The sequence below is a fragment of the Xanthomonas sp. WHRI 7064 genome, from assembly GCF_040202355.2.
In the GTDB taxonomy this organism is placed as follows: Bacteria; Pseudomonadota; Gammaproteobacteria; order Xanthomonadales; family Xanthomonadaceae; genus Xanthomonas; species Xanthomonas arboricola.
In genome coordinates this window covers 4623537-4644092 of sequence record NZ_CP167821.1, presented here as the reverse complement: position 1 = coordinate 4644092, position 20556 = coordinate 4623537, and the positions used below count along the sequence as shown (strand labels likewise).

At 65.1% G+C, this 20556-nt stretch carries 16 protein-coding genes and 1 riboswitch; of the genes, 10 read left to right on the top strand and 6 right to left on the bottom strand.

Annotation, left to right across the window (positions count from 1 at the left end):
• The first annotated feature begins 31 nt into the window (after positions 1-31).
• The 4 genes from ABQY74_RS19790 (at position 32) to ABQY74_RS19775 (ending at position 2629) form a co-directional block, all read left to right on the top strand.
• Entirely contained in the window at positions 32-844 is an 813-nt protein-coding gene (locus ABQY74_RS19790; RefSeq protein ID WP_104571196.1) for a hypothetical protein, read from the top strand.
• 688 nt (positions 845-1532) lie between these two features.
• The gene (locus ABQY74_RS19785; RefSeq protein ID WP_104555641.1) at positions 1533-1961 is read left to right on the top strand and encodes a hypothetical protein; all 429 of its coding nucleotides are present in this window, start codon (positions 1533-1535) and stop codon (positions 1959-1961) included.
• A 10-nt stretch (positions 1962-1971) separates the two neighbouring features.
• Positions 1972-2421 carry a type II 3-dehydroquinate dehydratase gene (locus tag ABQY74_RS19780; protein WP_181098537.1) on the top strand — a complete coding sequence of 150 codons (450 nt, stop codon included), beginning with the start codon at positions 1972-1974 and terminating at the stop codon, positions 2419-2421.
• Positions 2402-2629, top strand: coding sequence for a hypothetical protein (locus ABQY74_RS19775; protein WP_016903869.1), 228 nt, complete (start codon positions 2402-2404; stop codon positions 2627-2629). The genes ABQY74_RS19780 and ABQY74_RS19775 overlap by 20 nt, the downstream gene beginning before the upstream one ends.
• A gap of 90 nt (positions 2630-2719) precedes the next feature.
• On the opposite strand, the gene ABQY74_RS19770 is transcribed toward ABQY74_RS19775, so the two are convergent.
• On the bottom strand, positions 2720-4450 hold the full coding sequence (locus tag ABQY74_RS19770) for a PQQ-binding-like beta-propeller repeat protein (protein ID WP_349794540.1): 1731 nt from the start codon (positions 4448-4450) through the stop codon (positions 2720-2722).
• A 52-nt stretch (positions 4451-4502) separates the two neighbouring features.
• Between ABQY74_RS19770 and ABQY74_RS19765 the strand changes: the two genes are divergently transcribed.
• The gene (locus ABQY74_RS19765) at positions 4503-4733 is read left to right on the top strand and encodes a hypothetical protein (protein ID WP_155758624.1); all 231 of its coding nucleotides are present in this window, start codon (positions 4503-4505) and stop codon (positions 4731-4733) included.
• Positions 4734-5017: 284 nt separating this feature from the next.
• Here the strand turns inward: ABQY74_RS19765 and ABQY74_RS19760 are convergent, their stop codons facing one another.
• A complete protein-coding gene (locus tag ABQY74_RS19760) occupies positions 5018-5602 on the bottom strand; it encodes a gluconokinase (RefSeq protein ID WP_065049481.1) in 585 nt (194 codons plus the stop codon).
• Positions 5603-5760: 158 nt separating this feature from the next.
• Between ABQY74_RS19760 and ABQY74_RS19755 the strand changes: the two genes are divergently transcribed.
• The 3 genes from ABQY74_RS19755 to ABQY74_RS19745 all read left to right on the top strand — a co-directional run bounded on the left by ABQY74_RS19755 (position 5761) and on the right by ABQY74_RS19745 (position 13218).
• The gene (locus tag ABQY74_RS19755; RefSeq protein WP_046345094.1) at positions 5761-7143 is read left to right on the top strand and encodes an MFS transporter; all 1383 of its coding nucleotides are present in this window, start codon (positions 5761-5763) and stop codon (positions 7141-7143) included.
• A gap of 2 nt (positions 7144-7145) precedes the next feature.
• Positions 7146-9560 (top strand): GH36-type glycosyl hydrolase domain-containing protein, encoded by a 2415-nt coding sequence (locus ABQY74_RS19750; RefSeq protein WP_372469980.1) that lies wholly within the window; start codon positions 7146-7148, stop codon positions 9558-9560.
• 208 nt (positions 9561-9768) lie between these two features.
• On the top strand, positions 9769-13218 hold the full coding sequence (locus ABQY74_RS19745) for a PAS domain-containing hybrid sensor histidine kinase/response regulator (protein ID WP_102581244.1): 3450 nt from the start codon (positions 9769-9771) through the stop codon (positions 13216-13218).
• A 96-nt stretch (positions 13219-13314) separates the two neighbouring features.
• Here the strand turns inward: ABQY74_RS19745 and ABQY74_RS19740 are convergent, their stop codons facing one another.
• Entirely contained in the window at positions 13315-13899 is a 585-nt protein-coding gene (locus ABQY74_RS19740) for a manganese efflux pump MntP family protein (RefSeq protein ID WP_039521230.1), read from the bottom strand.
• Between the two features lie 12 nt (positions 13900-13911).
• Positions 13912-14074, bottom strand: a riboswitch (yybP-ykoY riboswitch).
• Positions 14075-14672: 598 nt separating this feature from the next.
• Entirely contained in the window at positions 14673-15422 is a 750-nt protein-coding gene (locus tag ABQY74_RS19735) for an IclR family transcriptional regulator (protein ID WP_104563742.1), read from the bottom strand.
• Positions 15423-15602: 180 nt separating this feature from the next.
• Here ABQY74_RS19735 and fucP point away from each other — a divergent pair, with 180 nt between their 5' ends.
• Both fucP and ABQY74_RS19725 read left to right on the top strand, forming a co-directional pair.
• Positions 15603-16910, top strand: coding sequence for an L-fucose:H+ symporter permease (fucP, locus tag ABQY74_RS19730; protein WP_104560314.1), 1308 nt, complete (start codon positions 15603-15605; stop codon positions 16908-16910).
• Entirely contained in the window at positions 16907-17275 is a 369-nt protein-coding gene (locus tag ABQY74_RS19725; protein ID WP_349794537.1) for an L-fucose mutarotase, read from the top strand. Before fucP ends, ABQY74_RS19725 begins: the two co-directional genes overlap by 4 nt.
• Before the next feature lie 443 nt (positions 17276-17718).
• Here the strand turns inward: ABQY74_RS19725 and ABQY74_RS19720 are convergent, their stop codons facing one another.
• Positions 17719-19038, bottom strand: a complete 1320-nt coding sequence (locus ABQY74_RS19720; RefSeq protein ID WP_349794535.1) for an L-fuconate dehydratase — start codon at positions 19036-19038, stop codon at positions 17719-17721.
• Positions 19039-19606: 568 nt separating this feature from the next.
• A complete protein-coding gene (locus tag ABQY74_RS19715) occupies positions 19607-20464 on the bottom strand; it encodes a fumarylacetoacetate hydrolase family protein (RefSeq protein ID WP_349794533.1) in 858 nt (285 codons plus the stop codon).
• Positions 20465-20556: the final 92 nt, after the last annotated feature.

Sequence of the window (20556 nt, the reverse complement as noted above, 5' to 3'; positions counted from 1 at the left end):
AGGCAGTAACTTCCGTTAATGGAGGCTGGTAATGAAGATAGATAAGCCGGCTGTCATTATATTTTCAATCATCATTGCTGTATTTTTGCCAGGTTGTACTTTTGCGGTGCGCGCTCCGAAGATGGCATTCAATAAGGTCGTTAAGTTGGAAGGCGATGGCTACGAGGTCGAAAGCGCCTTCAATACAACAGTTGTACGATGGCCGGGAGTGACCTGGTCAATATCAGGGACATATCTTCCATTGGGAGATGGCATGTCTACCGCGTCCCGTGACGTCTTCAAGTACAGCTATGCCAAATCATCATCATTCCGGCTTCATGTGAGAGGAGCCGATGGCTGTGGGCCGTCCAAGGTAGCTGAGGAAAAGACGACAAGGGCCCTCGACAATGTCTTTGCTCGTATTGGTGGCTGGCCCGCTCGGGGCGAAACAACCTTGACGCTAGTTGAAACGGTGAAGCCCGTCCAACGTTACGCATTCTCGGCCAGGTTTGGCAAAGCGTTCCATCTGGACTATTTGGTCCCATGTACTCCATCAAATACCGAAGACTCCCTTTGGGTGGCACTGATGGTGGCCATGCATGAATCCACCCACGCAACTCTTTCAGTTCTTGGGCAGACACCGAAGGACGCAGAGCGCAGCGAAAGAATTGCTGAAGGAGCGGAGGCATGCCTCTTGATCGAGTTGAGCAACGACACCGTGGCACTGCTATCAACTCATCCGAGAGCGGCTTTGCGTATGGCAGGACGTGATGAATCCATCACTCAGTATAAGGATATTCAAGCCCTGTGTCTGACCTGGGGCGAACATATGAGCGATGTCATCAGGCAGCGAAATAAGCGCTGACCCGCGATGGGCTTCTGAACTGCGCAGAGTTTCCTGCAGGGGCTTTGGATTCGAGTTGCGCCAACCTGATCGACCCAGGTTAGAGAGCAAGGCAGTTTTGAATCAGCCTCGGGCAGTGATATTTCCCATTGGTCCTAGTAGGCGACGGATGCCGATCCAATCGAACCGATTGAGCTTGGCGGTTCGACCTCACCTAGTGTGCGCTAGCACGAGTTGCGATGTATCACTTCGGCTCAATAGATATAAATGGTATCTCGGCCAACCCATCGTCGCAGGAGCTTCCCGCGATACCCATGGAAAACTGTAAGCCAGCCTCGACGAGCTGCTTCGGGGAATAGGCTTGGACTCGTCGATCCTCTCAGTGGCTTTGACTGTCCGAGCGATCAGTACTGACGGCTTGCTTTCGTAAAGCAGTTGTTGCATGTATCGAGTTTGACATCGGGCCGCATTTAGAACGATGAAATCCACTGCAATCCGATGACTTATGGCCGGCCCGGACGATGGCCTTGAAGCGCCGATGATCATCCGAGCGGTTTCTCCATGTTGCCGTGAAGCTGGGTCCAAGAGTTCGTCAATTAGGCCTGCAGATACAATGTTTTTATGCCTTATCCGCATTGCGCGAATAGCGCCTTTACGCATCCAGGATCTACCGTAGTACTCCCGCACGGTGGTGCGTTGAGTCTAGACGATGTGTATTCTGATTTTGTGTGGTCCCCAGGCCGATCCGGCGCAATTTTTGCCGGTCATGTTGCCCGAGTGTGCCGGGCGTGCGTTGCGCACGGTGGTTTGTACCGATGTCGATAGTTTGATCGCCGCGTTGCAGGCGGCTGGTGGCGATGCCGAGGTGGAGCTGGTGTTGTTGGACTCAGGCGATCTTTCCCCGTCCGCGCATGTGCATGCGAAAGCCTTGCGTGCAGCACTGGATGCGCTACCCACGCCCTATATCGAGCTACATACCGATGGGGCGCAGGAACTGGAGCCGTGGCTGCATCCGCAGCATGCACCGCTTGCGGTGGTGATTACGCCGCACGATGCATCGCGTGCCTATGCGATGTCGTTGGGCATTGCCGCGCGCTGTCTGCTGTCCTTGCACGCGCCGTTGCGCGCTGCTGCCTGAGGAGGCTGACATGTCGATCATGATCGTGCGTGGGCCGGAGGCGGCGATGCCGCTGGTGCGTGGTCCGCAGCCGTTGCCGCGTGCCGTCATCCGGCAATTGGTGGCATGCGCGGGGGATGCGGGCAAGACGGTGGCGTTGCGTGCTTGCGGATCCGAGCAGGAGTTGCTGGATGCCTTGCGTGTGGCCGGTCAGGCGCGGATGGAAATCGCGTTGATCGATCCGGGTAGCTGCGTGGACAGTGCGCGCCTGCACCGTGTGCTCAGCGCGTTGCCGTACCCGTTCGTGGAGGCTCACGACGATAGCGTGGACCGTCCGGAGCGTTGCCTGCCGGAGGGGTTCGTGCAACGCATTGCGACGGTGCGCGGTTACTGCGCGCAGAGCTATCTGCTGGGGCTGGAAATTGCGTTGGAACATCTGGGCTGCACGGAGATCCAGGGCGATGTCCACGTCGGTACCTGAGCTGCGCCAGCTGCATTACTTCGCCGACTACGAGGGCTATTGCGACGGTCGGCCGGTGCTGTGGGGGCAACTGGCCCATAGCGTGGACGTACCTGCCGATGGCGTGCTGGATGCCGCCGGGCTGGTCACTGCGTTGCGCCGCCGTGCGGCGGAGGCGCATGGGCTGGAGGCGGGGCAGATCCGCTTGTGCCAGGTCACGCGGCTGTAGCGGCGTGACACACAACGACGCCACCCGAAGGTGGCGCCGTCGTTCTGCCGTGATTGTGCGTCGTTCGCCGCAGATCACATGGGTTGACGCTTACTTGGCCGGGCTGGCCTCCGGCACGAACTTGGTCAGCTGGTTGGCCGTTGCGGCAGTGCCGAAGTTGAAGCGGCCGTAGCCTGCGCCCCAGTACAGCGCACCGTCCACGATCGCCGGCGAGCTGATCACCGAGCCGGTGGCGTCGTGGTTCCACAGCGTGGCGCCGGTGTCGGCGTCGAGGGCGACCATATTGCCGGCCATCGAACCGGCGTAGAGCAGGTTCGGCGACACCGTCAGCGAGCCCTGGCCGCCGGCCGGCACATTCGGATTCACGCGGTTGATGCCGGGCACCTTGACCTGCCACTTGATCCTGCCGGTGGCGGCATCCAGCGCTGCCCACGAGCCGCCGTTGTGGCTCTGGGTATTCGCAGGCCCCAGCGTATAGGTGGCGTTGGTGCTGTTGTTGATGGCCACATAGACCTGCGACTTGTACGGATCGAACGCAGTGCCCCACTCGACGCCGCCAGTGGTGCCGCCGGGGCCGACCTGGGTCGACCAGACCTTGGCACCGGTCTTGGCGTCGAAGGCCCAGTAGATGCCGCTCTTCTGCCCTGCGCCGACCAGCTGCTGGGCCTTGCCATCGCGCCACACGGTGAACAGCTGCACGCCGGCACCGCCGAAGTCGTAATCAGGCCCGGTCAGGTTGGTTGCCTGGGTGTTCGGGCACAGGCCATTGGTAGGTGCCACGATGCACGACAGGTTCCAGGCGTCGTAGCCTTGTGCACGGTCGGCCCAGACCAGCTTGCCGGTGTCCAGATTCAGCGAGATCACCGAGTCGACGTAGTTGTCCGGCGCCATGCACGCCAGTTCGTCCTGCACGGTGAGTTCGCTGCCGCGGTAGGAGCGTGCGTTGGACACGCAGTTACCTACGCTGGCGGGAATGTTGTAGTTGTTGCCGGTGCCGAAATACAGGCGGCGGCTGATCGGGTCGATCGCCACCTGGCCCCACACCGATGCGCCGGTATAGCCCTCGGGCACGTTGTAGAACTGCCACACCTTCTTGCCGGTGTTCAGATCCAGCGCCACCACGCTGCCGCGGAAGCTGAAGGTGTGGGTCGGGTCCAGGTTGCCCCAGTCGCCGGAGGACACGGGCACGTAAACGCGGTTGCCGTAGATCACCGGCGAGGAGGTGATGCGCGCCTGCGGGTTGGCTTCGGCGGTGGTCTTCCACAGCAGCTTGCCGGTCTTCTTGTCGATCGCCAGCACGGTGCCGGCGGCCTGGTCGCCGACGATGATGCTGTTGGCGCTGATGGCCGGCGTGTTGCGCGTCACCGAGTTGGCATTGCCGGTGTAGTCGGACAACTTGGCCTGCCAGTTCGGTTTGCCGGTCTGGGTGTCGACGCTATACAGCGTGCCGCCCCAGTCGGGCACATACAACGTTCCACCTTCCACGCTCGGCGTGGCCGAGATGTCGCCGGTGGTGGTCAGGGTCCAGGCCGGCTTGAGGCCTTTGACGGTGGTGCGGTTGATCTTCCACTCGCCCGGCGCGAAGCGCTGGTTCAAGTAGCCGCCGCCGGCTGTGGTCCAGCTGGTGGGGCTGGCGAACGGCAGTTGATTGCCGAAGCTGCGCCAGATCTGGCCGGAGCGTGCAAAAGCCTGGGTATCCAGCGACGACACCGACTGTTGTGCGGTTGCGGAGCCGGCCTGGGCGAAAGCCACTGCGCTGGCAAGCAGGCAGGGAATGAGCGTCAAACTGCGAAATCGCAAGCGGCGAATTGAATTTGTCATCACGGCATGTCCATAGATGGAAGGAAGCGCTGGATCCCCCCGGATCTGCCGGGTGAAGATGGCCGATTGTGGCGAGCGTGCAACACACGCACCTTCCCGCATTCATTCAACGGTCGGGTCCGCTCGCATCTGGTGCCACCAGCTCGAAAAAATTGCGTTCAACGTGTTCGCTATTCGCACAAATGCTGATGATTCATCACGATCGGCGGCCGCTGCGATAGAAAAAATGATTGGTTGCGATGCATCCGTATTTGCACGCAAATCAATGGTCTACAAAAAGTAACCAGGAAATGTTGCGCCACCTTGTGAGGCTGGCCACTGTGTTGAACAGCCTTATTTCTGCGGGGCGAGAAGGCACGGCTTGCGCGCCACTGGCGCGCAAGCCTTGGAGCACTCGCGTCGCAAACGCGGGCCGGGGCGCGGAGCGGGGCGTGGGGTGAGGGTAAGGGGCGAAGCTTCTGCGTCGTCAAAATGCACGAGGCTTCGCGCGTCCCCTCATTCGCCCCTTCGGGGCACCTTCTCCCGCTGGGAGAAGGAAACAGCCATGTAGCTGCGCTATCCGGCGCGTTATGCGCTCTGAGGCGAGGGCACGGCGGTGTGCACTGCAGCGGGAGCGATCAGCGCCAACTGCGCGATCGCATCCTGCACCACCTCCGCCACCGTGGCGTCCACATCCACCGACACCACATCGGCTTCGTCCAGCGGCAATTCCAGTGTCTGCAATTGGCTGTCCAGCAGGCTGGCCGGCATAAAGTGGCCGGCGCGTGCGCTCAGGCGTGCGGCGATCACGTGCGGGGCCGCGTGCAGGAACACGAAGCGGATCGGAATGCCGCTGCGGCGCAGCAATTGACGGTGCGTGCCGCGCAAGCCCGAGAATGCGAGTACCACCGACTCGCCGGCCTGTACGCAGTCGCGCAAGGTGGCCGCCAGCAACTCCACCCACGGCAGACGCATCGCATCGGTGAGTGGCTGGCCGGCGGCCATCTGCGCGCGTGCGGCCACGCTGTGGTAGTCGTCGGCATCCAGAAAACGGTAGCCGTAATGCGCTGCCAGGGCCTGCGCGATGGTGGTCTTGCCGCTGCCGGAAACGCCCATCACCACGATGGCCAGGGGCGAAGCGGACGCGGGTGTAGCGGGGGCGGCGGTGTCCATCACGTCAGGTTATATCTCCGGATCGATTCGGCATTTTGCCGGATTTCACGTTGGCGGCAGTCGATGCGTGGTGTAGCGTCGGCGCTCCTCGCCAGGTGAGCGGGCCGCCCAGCGTAACGGCGCGCTCGGCCGGGTTCAACGCACTCCAAGGTCTGCCGATGCCGTCATCGCCTGCAACGTCTCCTGCATCGGCGCGCCTGCGCTGGCGCGAAAAACTGGGCTACGGTGCCGGCGATCTGGGCCTGAATCTGTACTGGGCCAACATCTCCGCATTCCTGTTGATCTTCTACACCGACACCATGCATCTGCCGGCAGCGGCGGTGGGCACGATGATCCTGTTGACCAAGATCGCCGATGCGATCGCCGATCCGGCGATGGGTGCACTGGCCGATCGCACGCGCAGCCGTTGGGGCAAATTCCGCCCGTATCTGTTGTGGGGCGCCGTGCCGATGGCGGTGACCGGCGTGCTCGCCTACACCACGCCTGCGCTGGATCAGAACGGGCGCATGTGGTGGGCCACGATCAGCTTCCTGGTGATGATGCTGGCCTACACGGTGGTGAGCATTCCGTACTCGGCATTGTCCGGCGTGATCACCGCCGACAGCAGCCAGCGCACCAGCTTGATCAGCCTGCGCTTCATCGCCGCGTTCGCCGGCACCACGTTGGTGAATTACTGCACGCTGGATCTGGTGGCCTGGTTCGGTGCCGGCAACGATGCACTGGGCTGGCAGCGCACGATGATGCTGTACGGCGCGGTGGCGGTGGCGTTGTTCGTGACCGTGGCGCTGACCACGCGCGAGCGCGTGCAGCCACCGCCGCAACAGCGCACGCCGATCCGCCGGGATATCGCCGACCTGCTGCAGAACAAGCCGTGGTGCGTGCTGTTCGTACTGTCGCTGATCATCATGATCACCATTGTCATGCGCGGTGGTGCGGGCGTGTATTACCTCAAGTACTACGTGCAGCGGCCGGACCTGACCGGGCTGTTTCTGGGTGGCTATTCGGTGTCGCTGGCAGTGGGCGCGGCGATCACGCCGTTGCTGACACGGCATTGGGACAAGCGCCAGTTGATGACCGCGCTGATGGCGGTGGTGGGCGTGTTGAGTTGCCTGATGTTTTTCATTCCTGCCGATGCGGTGTGGGCGATCTTCGCGCTGAACATGCTGATCGGGCTGGCATTGGGGCCGAAGTCGCCGCTGGCATTTTCGATGTATGCCGACAGCGCCGACTACACCGAATGGCGCACCGGCCGGCGCGCCACCGCGATGACCTTCGCCGCCGCGACCTTTTCGCAAAAGCTCGGTGGCGCGCTGGCTTCGGCCGGCATCGCCTGGGTGCTGGCGGGCATGGGCTATGTGGCCAACAGCGCGCAGTCGGCCGCCTCGTTGACCGGCATCGTGCTGCTGCTGACGGTGATCCCGGGCGCGGTGGCGCTGCTGGCAGCCTGGACCATGCGTTTCTATCCACTCGATGATGGCCTGTTGCGCCGCATCCAACACGAACTGGCCGCGCGCAAGCGCGACGAACAGGAGCACCGCTGACCGTGTCTGCACTCTCCCACGCCGATTCCAGGGCCACGTCCAACGACGATCTTTCCGCGTTGCTGGCGCCCAGCGCCGACGGCACGCGTTATGCGCTCTACAGCCCCACCGTGATGCCGAACGCGGGCGGGTTCCTGTGGAACCGCCGCATGATGCTGCAGCTGACCTGCCGTGGTTACGCCACCGGCCAGTTCATGCAGCCGGAGCCGGCCAAGTACGCGCATGCGCCGCTGCTGGAAGCGCGCAACTTCATGATGCCCGAGCAGCCGTACTACGCGCATCATCCCGGGCGCTTCTTCTATCTCAAGGACGAAGACAGCGGCGCGGTGTATTCGGTGCCGCACGAACCGGTACGCGTAACGCCGGAACAGTTCGCGTTTTCCGCGGGCAAGCACGATGTGCGCTGGCGGGTGCGCCACGACGGCATCGTGGTGGAGCTGTGCGTGGCGTTGCCCACCGACGATGCAGTGGAGCTGTGGGAATGCCGCGTGCATAACCAGTCCGGGCGTACGCGCCGGCTCAGCCTGTATCCGTATTTCCCGATCGGCTACATGTCGTGGATGCATCAGGGCGGCGCTTACGAGCCGGCGCTGGGCGGCATCGTCTGCCGTAGCGTGGCGCCGTACCAGAAGGTGGACGACTATTTCCGTCAACGCGATTTCAAGGACTGTACCTTCCTGTTGCATGAGCAGCCGCCGGTGGCCTGGGATGCGCAGCAGATGGCCTTCGAAGGCGAGGGCGGCCTGCATGCGCCCTCGGCCATCCAGGCCGAGCAGCTGGGCAACAGCGATGCGCACTACGAGAACCCGGCCGCCGCGTTGCAGTATCGGCTGACGCTGGACGTCGATGCGGCAAGCGTGTACCGCTTCGCGTTCGGGCCGGCCAAGGACGATGCGGAGATCGCCGCGCTGCGTGCGCGTTATCTGTCCGAAGCTGGCTTTGCCGCCGCCGCGCGCGACTACGCGCAGTATCTGCAGGGCGGGCGGGGTTGCGCGCAGATCGCCACGCCCGATCCGGCCCTGGACAACCTGGTCAACCATTGGCTGCCGCGGCAGGTGTTCTATCACGGCGACGTCAATCGCCTGACCACCGATCCGCAGACGCGCAACTATCTGCAGGACCACATGGGCATGGCCTACCTGCAGCCGGCCACCGCACGTGCGGCGTTGTTGCACGCACTCTCGCAGCAGGAGCCCAGCGGTGCGATGCCGGACGGCATCCTGCTGGTGGAAGGCGCCGAGCTCAAATACATCAACCAGGTGCCGCATACCGATCACTGCGTGTGGTTGCCGATCTTCCTGAGCGCCTATCTGGCCGAAACCGGCGATGCCAGCGTGCTCGATGCGGTGGTCCGCACGCACGATGGACAGGCGCTCAGCGTGGCCGAGCGACTGGATGCAGCGATGCAGTGGCTGCTGGACGCGCGTGATGCCCGTGGCTTGAGTTTCATCGCGCAGGGCGATTGGTGCGACCCGATGAACATGGTCGGCTGGCGCGGCAAGGGCGTGTCCGGCTGGCTCACCGTGGCCACGGCGTATGCATTGCGGCTGTGGTCGGGCATCTGCGCAGCGCATGGGCGAAGCGCGCAGGCGGAGACGTTTGCGCAGGCCGTGCAGGCGATCAACGCCGATGCCAACCGCGAGCTGTGGGACGGCAACTGGTATGCGCGCGGCATCACCGACGATGGCGTGCGCTTCGGCATCGCCGAGGATGTGGAAGGACGCATCTATCTCAATCCGCAGAGCTTTGCGCTGCTGGCCGGCACCGCCGATAGCGCGCAGCGCGCGGCCTTGCTGGAGGCGGTGCGCGAGCAGCTGCATACGCCGTACGGGCCGGTGATGCTGGCCCCGGCCTACACGCACATGCGCGATGACGTGGGCCGCTTGACGCAGAAGTGGCCGGGCGCCGCGGAAAACGGCGCGGTCTACAACCACGCGGCGGCGTTCTATCTGTACAGCCTGTACCAGATCGGCGAAGCCGACCGCGCCTGGGAGATTCTGCGCGCGCTGCTGCCCGGCCCCACCCGCGAGGACGTGCTGCAGCGAGGCCACCTGCCGGTGTCGCTGCCCAATTACTACCGCGGCGCCTGGCACCAGTACCCGCGCACGGCCGGGCGTTCCAGCCAGCTGTTCAACACCGGCACGGTGGCCTGGGTATATCGCTGCGTGCTGGAAGGTTTGTTCGGCCTGGTCGGCGAAGGCGATGCATTGGCGATCCGCCCGCAGCTGCCCTCGCACTGGCCGCAGGCCCAGGTGACGCGCCAGTTCCGCGGCGCGCAGTTCGAGGTAACGCTGACGCGTGAACCGGGGCGCACGCACGTCGACGTTGAGGTGGATGGCACCGCCTGCCCGGACCAGCGCGTGCACGGCATTGTCGCCGGACGCACGTACCAGGTGCGGGTGCGGCTACCAGGCTGAGTGGCGCGCCAGGTGCGGCGCCTGATTGGGGGCAACTGCGATAGCTGCCAAGCTGATGTAGGAGCGCGCTTGCGCGCGATGAGGCTTTCCCGCCGGTGCCCTGTCGCGCGCGAGCGCGCTCCTACGCACGTGCGGCCAGGCGGGCTGTTTCCCACTCCCGATTCCCCACTGCGTAAACTCCCCGTTCGCATTGGCCTAGGAACGCCCCTTGGTATCAAGCTGGATCCTGCTGCTGGTCTCCGTCGGCTATGCCGTGCTGTTGTTCGGCGTGGCCTGGTGGGGCGACCGTCGTCCGCTGTACCCGGAGCGGCCGTGGTTGCGGCCGGCGGTCTACAGCCTGGCGCTGGCGGTGTACTGCTCGTCGTGGACCTTCTACGGCGCGGTCGGCTCGGCGGTGCGCAATGGCATCGGCTATCTGCCGATCTACCTGGGCCCGCTGCTGTTGCTGCTGTTTGGCTGGCGCATCATCGAGCGGCTGGCGCTGATCGCACGCGCCGAAAACACCGTCTCCATCGCCGATTTCATTTCCTCGCGCTATGGCCGCTCGCGGCGGCTGGCGGCCTTGGTGGCGGTGATCGCGCTGGTCGGCATCGTTCCGTATCTGGCGCTGCAGTACAAGGCGGTGGCGATGAGCCTGGAGGTGCTGACCGGGCATAGCAGTGCCGGGCGCGGCATCCTTGCCGATCCGGCATTGTATGTGGCGCTGTTGATGGCCTTGTTCGCGACCTTGTTCGGCACCCGCCAGGTCGATGCCACCGAACACCACCGCGGCATGATGCTGGCGATCGCGCTGGAGTCGGTGATCAAGCTGATCGCCATCGTCGCGGTGGGCCTGTTCGCCTGGGTGTGGCTGAGTGACCACCAGGTGCCCATCGCCGACTCGGCGCGCACCTTGTTCGAGCACACCCCGTCGGTGGGCTTCATTTCGCAGACCTTGCTGAGCTTTCTGGCGGTGATCTGCCTGCCGCGCCAGTTCCATGTGGCGGTGGTGGAATGCAGCGACGTCGGCGACATCCGGCGCGCGCGCTGGTTGTTCGGTGCGTACCTGGTGATCATCTCGGCGATGGTGGTGCCGATCGCATCGGCCGGCGTGGCCTTGTTCGGCAAGGGCAGCACGGTGGTCGACGACGCGGTGGTGCTGGCGCTGCCGCTGAGCCAGGGCAACACCGTGCTGGCATTGGTGGCCTATGTGGGCGGGTTCTCGGCCGCCACCGGCATGGTGATCGTGGCCAGCATCGCGTTGGCCACCATGGTCAGCAACGACCTGGTGATGCCGGTGCTGCTGCGCCGCCGCGGCAGCGCCGATGCGCGCGCGGCGGTGGCCTCGCGGGTGTTGTGGATCCGTCGCGTCGCCATCCTGTTGCTGGCGCTGATCGCCTACGGCTACCACCGCAGCGTGGCCAACGACACCACCTTGGCGGCCTACGGCCTGATGGCCTTTGCGGCAGTGGCGCAGTTCGCCCCCGGGGTGATCGGCGGGTTGTACTGGCGCGGCGCCAGCCGCAAGGGCGTGGAGACCGGCATGGTGCTGGGCTTCATGACCTGGATCTACACGCTGCTGCTGCCGGCCGCCACGCGCGCGGGCTGGCTGCAGCCGGACTGGCTGGTGGACGGGCCGTTCGGCATCGCCTGGTTGCAGCCGCAGCAGCTGTTCGGCATGCGCGGCTGGGACCCGCTGGCGCATGGCACGTTCTGGTCGCTGCTGATCAATGTCGGCGCGATGATGCTGGTCTCCGCACGCTGGCGCCCCGGGGTGGACGAACGCCTGCGCGCCGCGCCCTTCCTGGACCCGTACGCACAGCGGCCGGCGGTGGCCGGCGACTGGCCCGGGCATGTGCGCGTGGCCGACCTGCAGGCCCTGGCCGAGCGCGTGGTGGGCGAGCGGCATGCGCACCGCGCCTTCGTCGACCAGGCGGTGCTGCTGGAGCGCGAGCTGCAACCCACCGTGGTGGCCGACCGCGCCTGGGTGCAGTTCACCGAACGCCTGCTGGCCGCCTCGATCGGCGCGGCCTCCGCACGCCTGGTGCTGACCAGCCTGTTGCGCGGCTCGGGCATGGACCTGGGCGAGGTGGTGGCGGTGCTGGACGAGGCCGGCCAGGAGCTGCGCTTCAATCGCGAGATCCTGTCCACCACGCTGGAAAACATCAGCGCCGCGGTCAGCGTGGTCGACCCGGAGATGCGCCTGACTGCGTGGAATCGCCGCTATCAGCAGCTGTTCGGCTACCCGGACGGCATGCTGTATGTCGGCCGCCCGGTGGCGGATCTGATCCGCTACAACGCCGAGCGCGGCGAGCTGGGCGAGGGCGATATCGAAGATCAGATCGATCGCCGTATCCGCCACATGCGCGCCGGCTCGCCGCATGTGTTCGAGCGCACCCGCAGCGACGGCAAGGTGATCGAGATGCGCGGCCAGGCGCTGCCCGGCGGCGGTTATGTCACCAGCTACAACGACATCACCGACTACAAGCGTGCCGAACGCGCGCTGCTGGACGCCAACGAGAACCTGGAGCAGCGCGTGGCCGACCGCTCGCGCGAGGCCGAGCTGGCGCAGCAATCCAAGACGCGCTTTCTGGCCGCGATCAGCCACGACGTGTTGCAGCCGCTCAATGCCGCGCGGCTGTTCGCCTCGGCGCTGCGCGAGAGCCATCAGAACAACGAGGAACAACGCCATCTGGCCGAGCGCGTGGATGCCTCGCTGCGTGCGGCCGAGGAGTTGCTCGATGGCCTGCTCGACGTCTCGCGGCTGGATGCCGGCGGCCTGCGGCCCACGGTCGAGGATTTCGATGCCAGCGCGCTGATGCACGAACTGGCCGCGCAATACGCGCCGGTGGCTTCCAGCCGCGGCCTGCAGCTGCAGGTGCACAGTCGCCCGTTGTGGGTGCGCAGCGACCGCCGCCTGCTGCGCCGGGTGATGCAGAACTTTCTCGCCAACGCGCTGCGCTACACGCGCCAGGGCCGCATCGTGCTGGGCATGCGCGGCCGCGGCGAGCACGTGGAGCTGCAGGTGTGGGACACCGGCCCGGGCATTCCCGAGCACCACATGCGGCAGATCTTCGAAGAATTCCGCCGTTATCAGCAGCCGTTCGACTGGGGCGAGCAGGGCCTGGGGCTGGGCCTGTCGATCTGCCAGCGCATCTCGCGCCTGCTCGACCACGACCTGAGCGCACGCAGCCAGGTCGGCCGCGGCAGCATGTTCTCGATCCTGCTGCCGCGCGTGGCGGCGGTACCGCTGCCGCCGGTGCTGCCGGTGGCCGTTGCGCGCGCGCTGCCCAGCGGCGATTCGCTGGCGGGCCTGCGCGTGCTGTGCGTGGACAACGACCGCGAGATCCTCGACGGCATGCGCGCCCTGCTCGGTCGCTGGCAGGTGGAGGTGATCACCGCCAGTACCGTGGACCAGGCGCTGGAACGCGCGCGCGAACAACCGGACCTGATGCTGGTGGATTATCACCTGCACGACCGGCTCGATGGCCTGGACACGCTGGATGCGCTGCAGGCCGTCGCCACCGCGCCGATTGCCGGTGCCCTGCTCACCGCCGACGGCCGCGACGAACTCAAGCAGCTCGCACGTGCGCGTGGCTACCGCCTGCTGACCAAACCGGTGAAGCCGGCCTCGTTACGCGCGTTCCTGAGTGCGCATCACGATGCGAAAACGCGCTGACCGGTGCGACTGCAGCGTAGGAGCGTGCCTGCGCGCGACGAAGCATTATCGATAACGCTTGGTCGCGCGCAGGCACGCTCCTACGAGGGGAGATGCTTACGCTGCGCCGCTCAGGTGTTCGTAGAGGATGACGCTGCCGACGATCACCAGGATCAAGCCGCCGAGGATCTCGGCGCGCTTGCCGATCAGGTTGCCGAGCACGCGGCCCAGCATGACGCCTGCGGTGACCATGCTGAAGGTGCACAGCCCGACCACCACCGCCACCACGCCGATATGCACGTCCAGAAACGCCAGGCTCACGCCGACCGCCATCGCATCGATGCTGGTGGCAAAACCGGTGGTGGCCAGGGCGAGCAAGCCGTGCCGTTTCGGCGTCTCGGACGTTGCTTCTTCAGCGTCGTCCGCATCGTTTCGCAGCCCGGCCACGATCATGTGCGTGCCCAGCGCACCGAGCAGTACGAAGGCGATCCAGTGGTCGTAGTCGGACACATAGCTGGACGCGGCGCGCCCCAGCAGCCAGCCGATCACCGGGGTGATCGCCTCGATGCAGCCGAAGATCAAGCCGGCGCGTAGCGCATCGCGCCACTGCGGCTTGCGCATCGCCGCGCCCTTGCCGATCGCCGCGGCAAACGCATCGGTCGACATCGCAAAACCGATCAAAACAATGGAAAAAGGGGACATCGACATTCTCGGGTTGGGCACGGTCACAACGACATGCGCCCGCGCCAACCTTCGTCGTGCACGCATGCCGCTGGTCTCGCCAAACCGGAACTGGTTGCCTGCACCACGGCGCAACGGCCGAGTATGTTGATGCAGGCGCTTCCGACGATGCGAAAGCAGGCTACTCCCCAAGGGGCGCGCAGTGTACCAACGCATGGCCGCGTTCGGTGCGCCTGCACTGCACGCGAAGGTCGGTCTGATCTTTATAGCCGTGGCTATTGCGAGCAGGGGTGACGCGGTTTTTGCCTTGTTTTCAGGCATCAAAGCCAGGCAGGCGTGTCCACGCAACGGAGCGATGCGGCGCCCGATAGCCTTGGCTATAGCGACGAACGGTCTGCATGCCGGTGACCCAGGTAGCGAAAAACGCCGGGAAAGCCGCTGATGTGGGGTGTGCTGCAAGCAGTGCGAGATGGAAGCCTCATGTCTGGCTGCGCGTGCGTGAGCCAGCGCCTGCGTCGTGCTGTCTTTCCCGACGTCGTGCAGGAGTGCAGCGATCGGCAACGATGCCGCGATCTCCATGGCGTCTGGATTTGCACGGCTTGCGATGCCGCGCGTGCTGGCGAAGCCGTTGGGTGGAGTGCGATGGTCAGGCTGCCATCGCAGCGCTGCGGAAAGAGCGCGCTGCGCTCCACGCACAGGTCCGGCTGCGCTGCGGATAGACCGCAGAAGTCAGCCTTCGGAAGCGAGCAACAAGAAGCACCAGCGCCGACGCAGACTCCCGGCGCGGGCCGCGGCTACATCAACGCGGCGGAGATCTCCGCCGTTGCCGCGCACAGGGCCTGCAAGGCCGCGTGCGGGCCGACCAGCTCGGGGCGGCGCGCGATGAAGGGCACGGTGAGTGTGTAGGTCGCGCTGCCGCGTTGCAGGATCGGTGCGGTCAGGTCGACCACGCCTACCACTGCCTCGCTGGGTTGCATGGCGTAGCCATCGTTGCGGGCCTGCGCGGCGGCGGCGAGGAACTGCGCGCGCTCGAACGGCACCTCGCTGGCGTCGAGCAGGTCCAGCCAGCGCGCCTGCACCTCGGGCTGCTGGAACGCGAACAGCACCAGCCCGGAGCTGGAATGGGTCAGCGGGCGGCGGTGGCCCGGACGCACCACCAGGCCCAGGTCGCTGGGCACGTCCATCTGCGCGATCACCACGATCTGGTCGCCGGACGGCGCCACCAGGTGGCAGGGCTGATAGATCGCATCGGCCAGCCGCCGCATCACCGGCAATGCCGCTTCGCTGATGCTCTGCACCTGCGGCTGCTGCATGCCGAGCATGAACAGCCGATTGGTCAGCACGTAGTCGCCCTCGCCGTCGCGGGTGAGATAGCCGCGCTCCTCCAGCACCTGCAGCATGCGGAAGATCTCCCCGCGCGAGCGCCCGATGCCCTGCGAGATCGCGCCCATGCTCATCGGCTGGGCCTGGCGGGCGAGCAGCTCGAGGATGTCCAGACCCTTGTCCAGGGCAGGGGCGCGGTACTTGGCGGGTTCGGTGCTCATCCGTTTGCGGCTCCAGGCAAGGCTGCGGCGCGCCAGGGTACAGGCATCGCGGGCAGCGGTGAGAAGTGGCGCTTGCGTGCAAATATAAACAAAGTTTTTATATTTGCATGGCGCTGGCGTGCGCAGTACGCTCGCCGCACAGCAACGCAAGCGCCACAGCCTTGGGAGGGGATCGGTCGCATGCATCACAGTGACATTGCCGCGTCACCGCGCGGCAACCTGGCGCGTACCGCCATGGTTCCCCTGTTGTTGATCGTCAGCCTGTTCTTTTTGTGGGGCATGGCCAACAACCTCAACGACATCCTGATCAAGCAGTTCAAGAAGGCCTTCGAGCTGACCGACCTGCAGGCCGGGCTGGTCCAGAGCGCGTTCTACCTGGGCTATTTCGTGTTCGCGATGCCGGCGGCGATGTTCATGCGCCGCTACAGCTACAAGGCCGCGGTGGTGCTCGGGTTGCTGCTGTATGCGTGCGGCGCGTTCCTGTTCTATCCGGCCGCGCAGGTACATACCTACTGGTTGTTCCTGCTGGCCTTGTTCGTCATCGCCAGCGGCCTGGCCTTCCTGGAAACCACCGCCAATCCGCTGGTGACCGTGCTCGGCCCGGCAGAAGGCGCGGCGCGGCGGTTGAATCTGGCCCAGGCATTCAACCCCTTGGGCTCGATCACCGGCGTGCTGGTGGGCCAGCACTTCATCTTCTCCGGGGTGGAACACACGCCGGCCGAACTGGCGGCAATGGCGCCCGCCGCGCGCGAGGCGTTCTTTGCCGCCGAATCCTCAGCCGTGCAGACGCCCTATCTGATCATCGGCGCAGTGGTGGTGCTGTGGGCGATCCTGATCGCGCTGGTGCGCTTTCCCACCGGCGCGCCGGAGAGCGAGAGCGGCGTGGCGCCCAAGCGTGCACGCTTCGGCGAACTGCTGCGCAATCGGCGCTTCATGTTTTCGGTGGTGGCGCAGTTCTTCTACGTGGGTGCGCAGGTCGGTATCTGGAGTTATCTGATCCGCTATCTGCAGGATGCGGTGCCGGGCACGCCCGAAAAAACCGCCGCCACCTACCTGACCATCTCGCTGGTGCTGTTCATGGCCGGCCGCTTCATCGGCACCGCACTGTTGCGCTATCTGGCGCCGGCCAGGTTGCTGGCGAGTTTTGCCACGATCAATCTGGTGTTGTGCGCCGTTGCCATCGCGTTGCCGGGTTGGACCGGGTTGTACGCGCTGGTGGCCGCAAGCGTGTTCATGTCGGTGATGTTCCCGACCATCTTCGCGCTGGGCCTGGATGGCATGCATGACGATGCGCGCAAGCTGGGCTCGTCGTTGCTGGTGATGTCCATCATCGGTGGCGCGCTGCTGACGGCAGTGATGGGTGCCGTATCGGACATGGCCGGTATCCATTGGGCGATGGTGGTGCCGGGTGGGTGCTTTGCGGTGATTCTGCTGTTCGCGTTGCGTGCGCGCCGCGCTGCGCCGGTGGTTGCAGGAGTGGGCGCATGAGCACGCGGCGTCTGTGTTACGTGCTGGATCTGCACGACGATCCGCAGTTGATCGCCGAGTACGAGCGTTGGCATCGGCCCAGCGAGGTCTGGCCGGAAGTGGTGGCCTCGCTGCAGCGGGCCGGCATCCGGGAGCTGGAGATCTTTCGCAGCGGCGACCGCCTGGTGATGCTGATGGAGGTCGGCGACGACTACGATCCGGCGGCCAAGGCGGCGCGGGATGCGGCAGATCCGCGTATCCAGGCCTGGGAAGACTTGATGTGGCGGTTTCAAAAGCCGTTGCCTGGCAGTGCGCCGGGAGAGAAGTGGCGCGAGGCCGGGCGGATTTTTGCCTTGAGCGCGGCTGTTGGAGCCGGGCAGGGTTAGGGTGTTGGCCTGCGTTTTTTGCGGATGTGTTGGCTCCGTTGTGGGGCGCTGGTCTTGGTTATCTTGCCGCTGCCGCCGGGCGTCGAAACAGGTGTCTTATGCGGGCGCAGCGTGAGTGGTGCAGCGCAGGCGTGGCAGCTGCATCGCAGATGCGCCAGGCAGAAGCGGATTCGGTCGCGATCAGGCAATCGGGAAAGCCTGTCGCGGCTTGAGCCGCTCCTACAACATCCTGCGATTAGGTGATGCGTTGGATTACGCCTTCGCTGCGGGCAGGTCTTCGACCCGGAAGCGGCCGTCGGGGTGGTGGAATTCTGCGATCTGGAGCCGTCGTGCGCGTGCTCCATGCACAAGCGGCCTAGGTCGCGATCAGGCAATCGGGAAAGCCTGTCGCGGCTTGAGCCGCTCCTACGACATCCTGGGATTAGGTGAGGCGGTGCGTTGGATTAGGCCTTTGCCGTGGCCAGGTCTTCGACCCAGAAGCGGCCGTCGGGGTAGCTGAATTCTGCGATGGAGGCCGGGTGCATTTCGGCGGAGAAGCCGGCGGCTTGCGGGGCCAGGTAGCGGCCGTGCTGGATGCGTACCGGGTCGAGGAAGTGCTGGTGCAGGTGGTCGACGAATTCGATCGCGCGGTCTTCCATCTTGCCGGTGATGGCGACGAAGTCGGCCATGGCCAGGTGTTGCACCAGTTCGCACAGGCCGACGCCGCCGGCGTGCGGAAACACGCGGATGTTGAACTTGGCGGCCAGCAGCAGGATGGCAAGGTTTTCGTTGACGCCACCCACGCGCGCGGCGTCGATCTGGATCAGGTCCACCGCACCGGCTTGCAGCAGCTGCTTGAACACCACGCGGTTCTGGGTGTGTTCGCCGGTGGAGACCGGCACCGGGGTGATGCCCTGGCGGATCGCGGCGTGGCCGAGCACGTCGTCCGGGCTGGTCGGTTCCTCGATCCAGGCGATGTCGAATTCGGCCAGCTGGCGCATCCAGTCGATCGCCGGGCCCACGTCCCAGCGCTGGTTGGCATCCACCGCCATCGCGATGTCCGGGCCGATCGCCTCACGCGCCAGGCGGCAGCGGCGGATGTCGTCCTGCACGTTGGCGCCGACCTTGAGCTTGATGGTGCGGAAGCCGTCGGTGACGGCTTCTTTTGCCAGGCGCACCAGCTTTTCGTCGGAGTAGCCGAGCCAGCCGGGCGAGGTGGTGTAGGCGGGATAGCCCTGTTCGATCAGCGTGGCGATGCGTTGCGCACGCTGCGGTTGCGCATTGCGCAGAATTGCCAGCGCTTCGTCGCGGGTGAGCGCGTCGGTGAGGTAGCGGAAGTCGATGGTGTCGACCAGCTGTTCCGGGCTGAGCTCGGCGATGTAGCGCCACAGCGGCTTTTTCGCCGCGCGTGCGGCCAGGTCCCAGGCGGCGTTGATCACCGCGCCGATCGCCATGTGCATCACGCCCTTTTCCGGGCCCAGCCAGCGCAGCTGCGAGTCGTTGGTGAGCCGGCGCGCGAACGCGCCCAGATCGGCAATGACCTCATCGACCGACAGGCCGACCACATGCTCGGCCAGTGCGGCCACCGCGGCGGTCTGCACATCGTTGCCGCGGCCGATGGTGAACACCAGGCCGTAGCCGGCCAGGTCATCCGGCGCATCGGTGCGCAGCACGACGTAGGCGGCCGAGTAATCCGGATCCGGATTCATCGCATCCGACCCATCCAGCTCGCGCGAGGTGGGGAAGCGGACGTCGTGGGTGTCGAGGGCGATGATGGTGCTCATGGAAGTCCTGGGCGATGGAAACGGGAATAAAACGCGCGAAATAAAACTGAAACGGAGAACGGAAACGGAGACGGGCGCCAGAGCCCCTCTCCCCCCGGGAGAGGGGTGAGGGTACGGACGCGAAGCGCCGACTGTATTGAAGCGCTGCAGGTACGCATGCGTTTGCAACACAGATCAACGAACAACACAGATCAACGCATCACTGCACAACCAACTGCGTGTAGACACCAACGCGCGAAAGCACCTGGAACTTCAACGCCCTCGCAAGCCGCTTGAAAAATTTGCGCACGACACATCAACACACATGCCGACATGTCACGCCTGACGACAAACGCACATCGCGACGAACTGCTTGGATATGTCGCTACGTACCCTCACCCCAACTCCGCTACGCGCCCCGGCCCGCGCTTGCGGCGCGGGCGCACCAACGCACGCGCGCCAGTGGCGCGCAAGCCGTGCCCTAGTGCCCCGAGGGGAGAGGGGCTTTGGGCTGCTTCGTGCGGATACCTAGCCACTTACTTTCACTCAATCTTTTCTTCGAGAACCTAGGTTCGGGAAGGCGATGGCTTCAGGCAGCATCACGCGGATGCGCCACCACCGGCTGGCGCTGGCGGCCCAGGCCTTCGATCTCCAGCTCCATCACGTCGCCCGGCTTCAGGTACACCGGCGGCTTCTGGCCCAGGCCCACGCCCGGCGGGGTGCCGGTGCTGATCACATCGCCCGGCATCAGCGTCATATAGCGGCTGATGTGGCTGACCAGTTCGGCCACGCCGAACACCATCGTGCGGGTGCTCCCGTTCTGGTAGCGGTGGCCGTTGACCTCCAGCCACATCGACAGGTTCTGCGGGTCGGCGATTTCATCGCGGGTGACCAGCCACGGGCCGATCGGGCCGAAGGTGTCGGCGCTCTTGCCCTTGACCCACTGGCCGCCATGCTCGAGCTGGAACTCGCGCTCGGACAGATCGTTGATGACTGCGTAGCCGGCGATGTGGTTCAGTGCGTCGTCCACCGCCACATCGCGCGCCACATCGCCGATCACCACGCCCAGTTCCACTTCCCAGTCGCTCTTGACCGAGCCGCGCGGGATGATCACGGTGTCGTTGGGGCCGGTCACCGCAGTGGTGGCCTTCATGAAAAGGATCGGCATCTTGGGCACGTCCATGCCCGATTCGGCCGCGTGGTCGGCGTAGTTCAACCCCACGCAGATGAACTTGCCGATCTGCCCCACTGCGGCGCCATAACGCAGCTCGCCTTCGAGCAGCGGCAGCGTGGACACGTCCAGCGCACGCAGTTTGTCCAGGCCGGCATTGGTGATGTGCTCGCCGGCCACATCGTCGATCACGCCGCTCAAATCGCGGATGCGGCCTTCGCCATCGATCAGGCCGGGACGTTCCTGGCCGGGGGCGCCAACGCGTACGAGTTTCATGCAGTCTTCCTTTGCAGGTGAGGAATGGAGCGGCCAGCAACGCTAGCGCGCATGCATCGGGTGGATAAGGACGGCGTGCTCAAATCAAGCCA

Bases quoted from the DNA above. Each gene is read 5' to 3' on its own strand.
- ABQY74_RS19760 (WP_065049481.1), bottom strand. From the start codon at position 5,602: ATGGACACCGCCGCCCCCGCTACACCCGCGTCCGCTTCGCCCCTGGCC.
- ABQY74_RS19740 (WP_039521230.1), bottom strand. From the start codon at position 13,899: ATGTCCCCTTTTTCCATTGTTTTGATCGGTTTTGCGATGTCGACCGAT.
- ABQY74_RS19780 (WP_181098537.1), top strand. From the start codon at position 1,972: ATGTCGATCATGATCGTGCGTGGGCCGGAGGCGGCGATGCCGCTGGTG.
- ABQY74_RS19725 (WP_349794537.1), top strand. From the start codon at position 16,907: ATGAGCACGCGGCGTCTGTGTTACGTGCTGGATCTGCACGACGATCCG.
- ABQY74_RS19715 (WP_349794533.1), bottom strand. From the start codon at position 20,464: ATGAAACTCGTACGCGTTGGCGCCCCCGGCCAGGAACGTCCCGGCCTG.
- ABQY74_RS19735 (WP_104563742.1), bottom strand. From the start codon at position 15,422: ATGAGCACCGAACCCGCCAAGTACCGCGCCCCTGCCCTGGACAAGGGT.
- fucP (WP_104560314.1), top strand. From the start codon at position 15,603: ATGCATCACAGTGACATTGCCGCGTCACCGCGCGGCAACCTGGCGCGT.
- ABQY74_RS19790 (WP_104571196.1), top strand. From the start codon at position 32: ATGAAGATAGATAAGCCGGCTGTCATTATATTTTCAATCATCATTGCT.
- ABQY74_RS19775 (WP_016903869.1), top strand. From the start codon at position 2,402: ATGTCCACGTCGGTACCTGAGCTGCGCCAGCTGCATTACTTCGCCGAC.
- ABQY74_RS19720 (WP_349794535.1), bottom strand. From the start codon at position 19,038: ATGAGCACCATCATCGCCCTCGACACCCACGACGTCCGCTTCCCCACC.
- ABQY74_RS19755 (WP_046345094.1), top strand. From the start codon at position 5,761: ATGCCGTCATCGCCTGCAACGTCTCCTGCATCGGCGCGCCTGCGCTGG.
- ABQY74_RS19770 (WP_349794540.1), bottom strand. From the start codon at position 4,450: ATGACAAATTCAATTCGCCGCTTGCGATTTCGCAGTTTGACGCTCATT.
- ABQY74_RS19785 (WP_104555641.1), top strand. From the start codon at position 1,533: ATGTGTATTCTGATTTTGTGTGGTCCCCAGGCCGATCCGGCGCAATTT.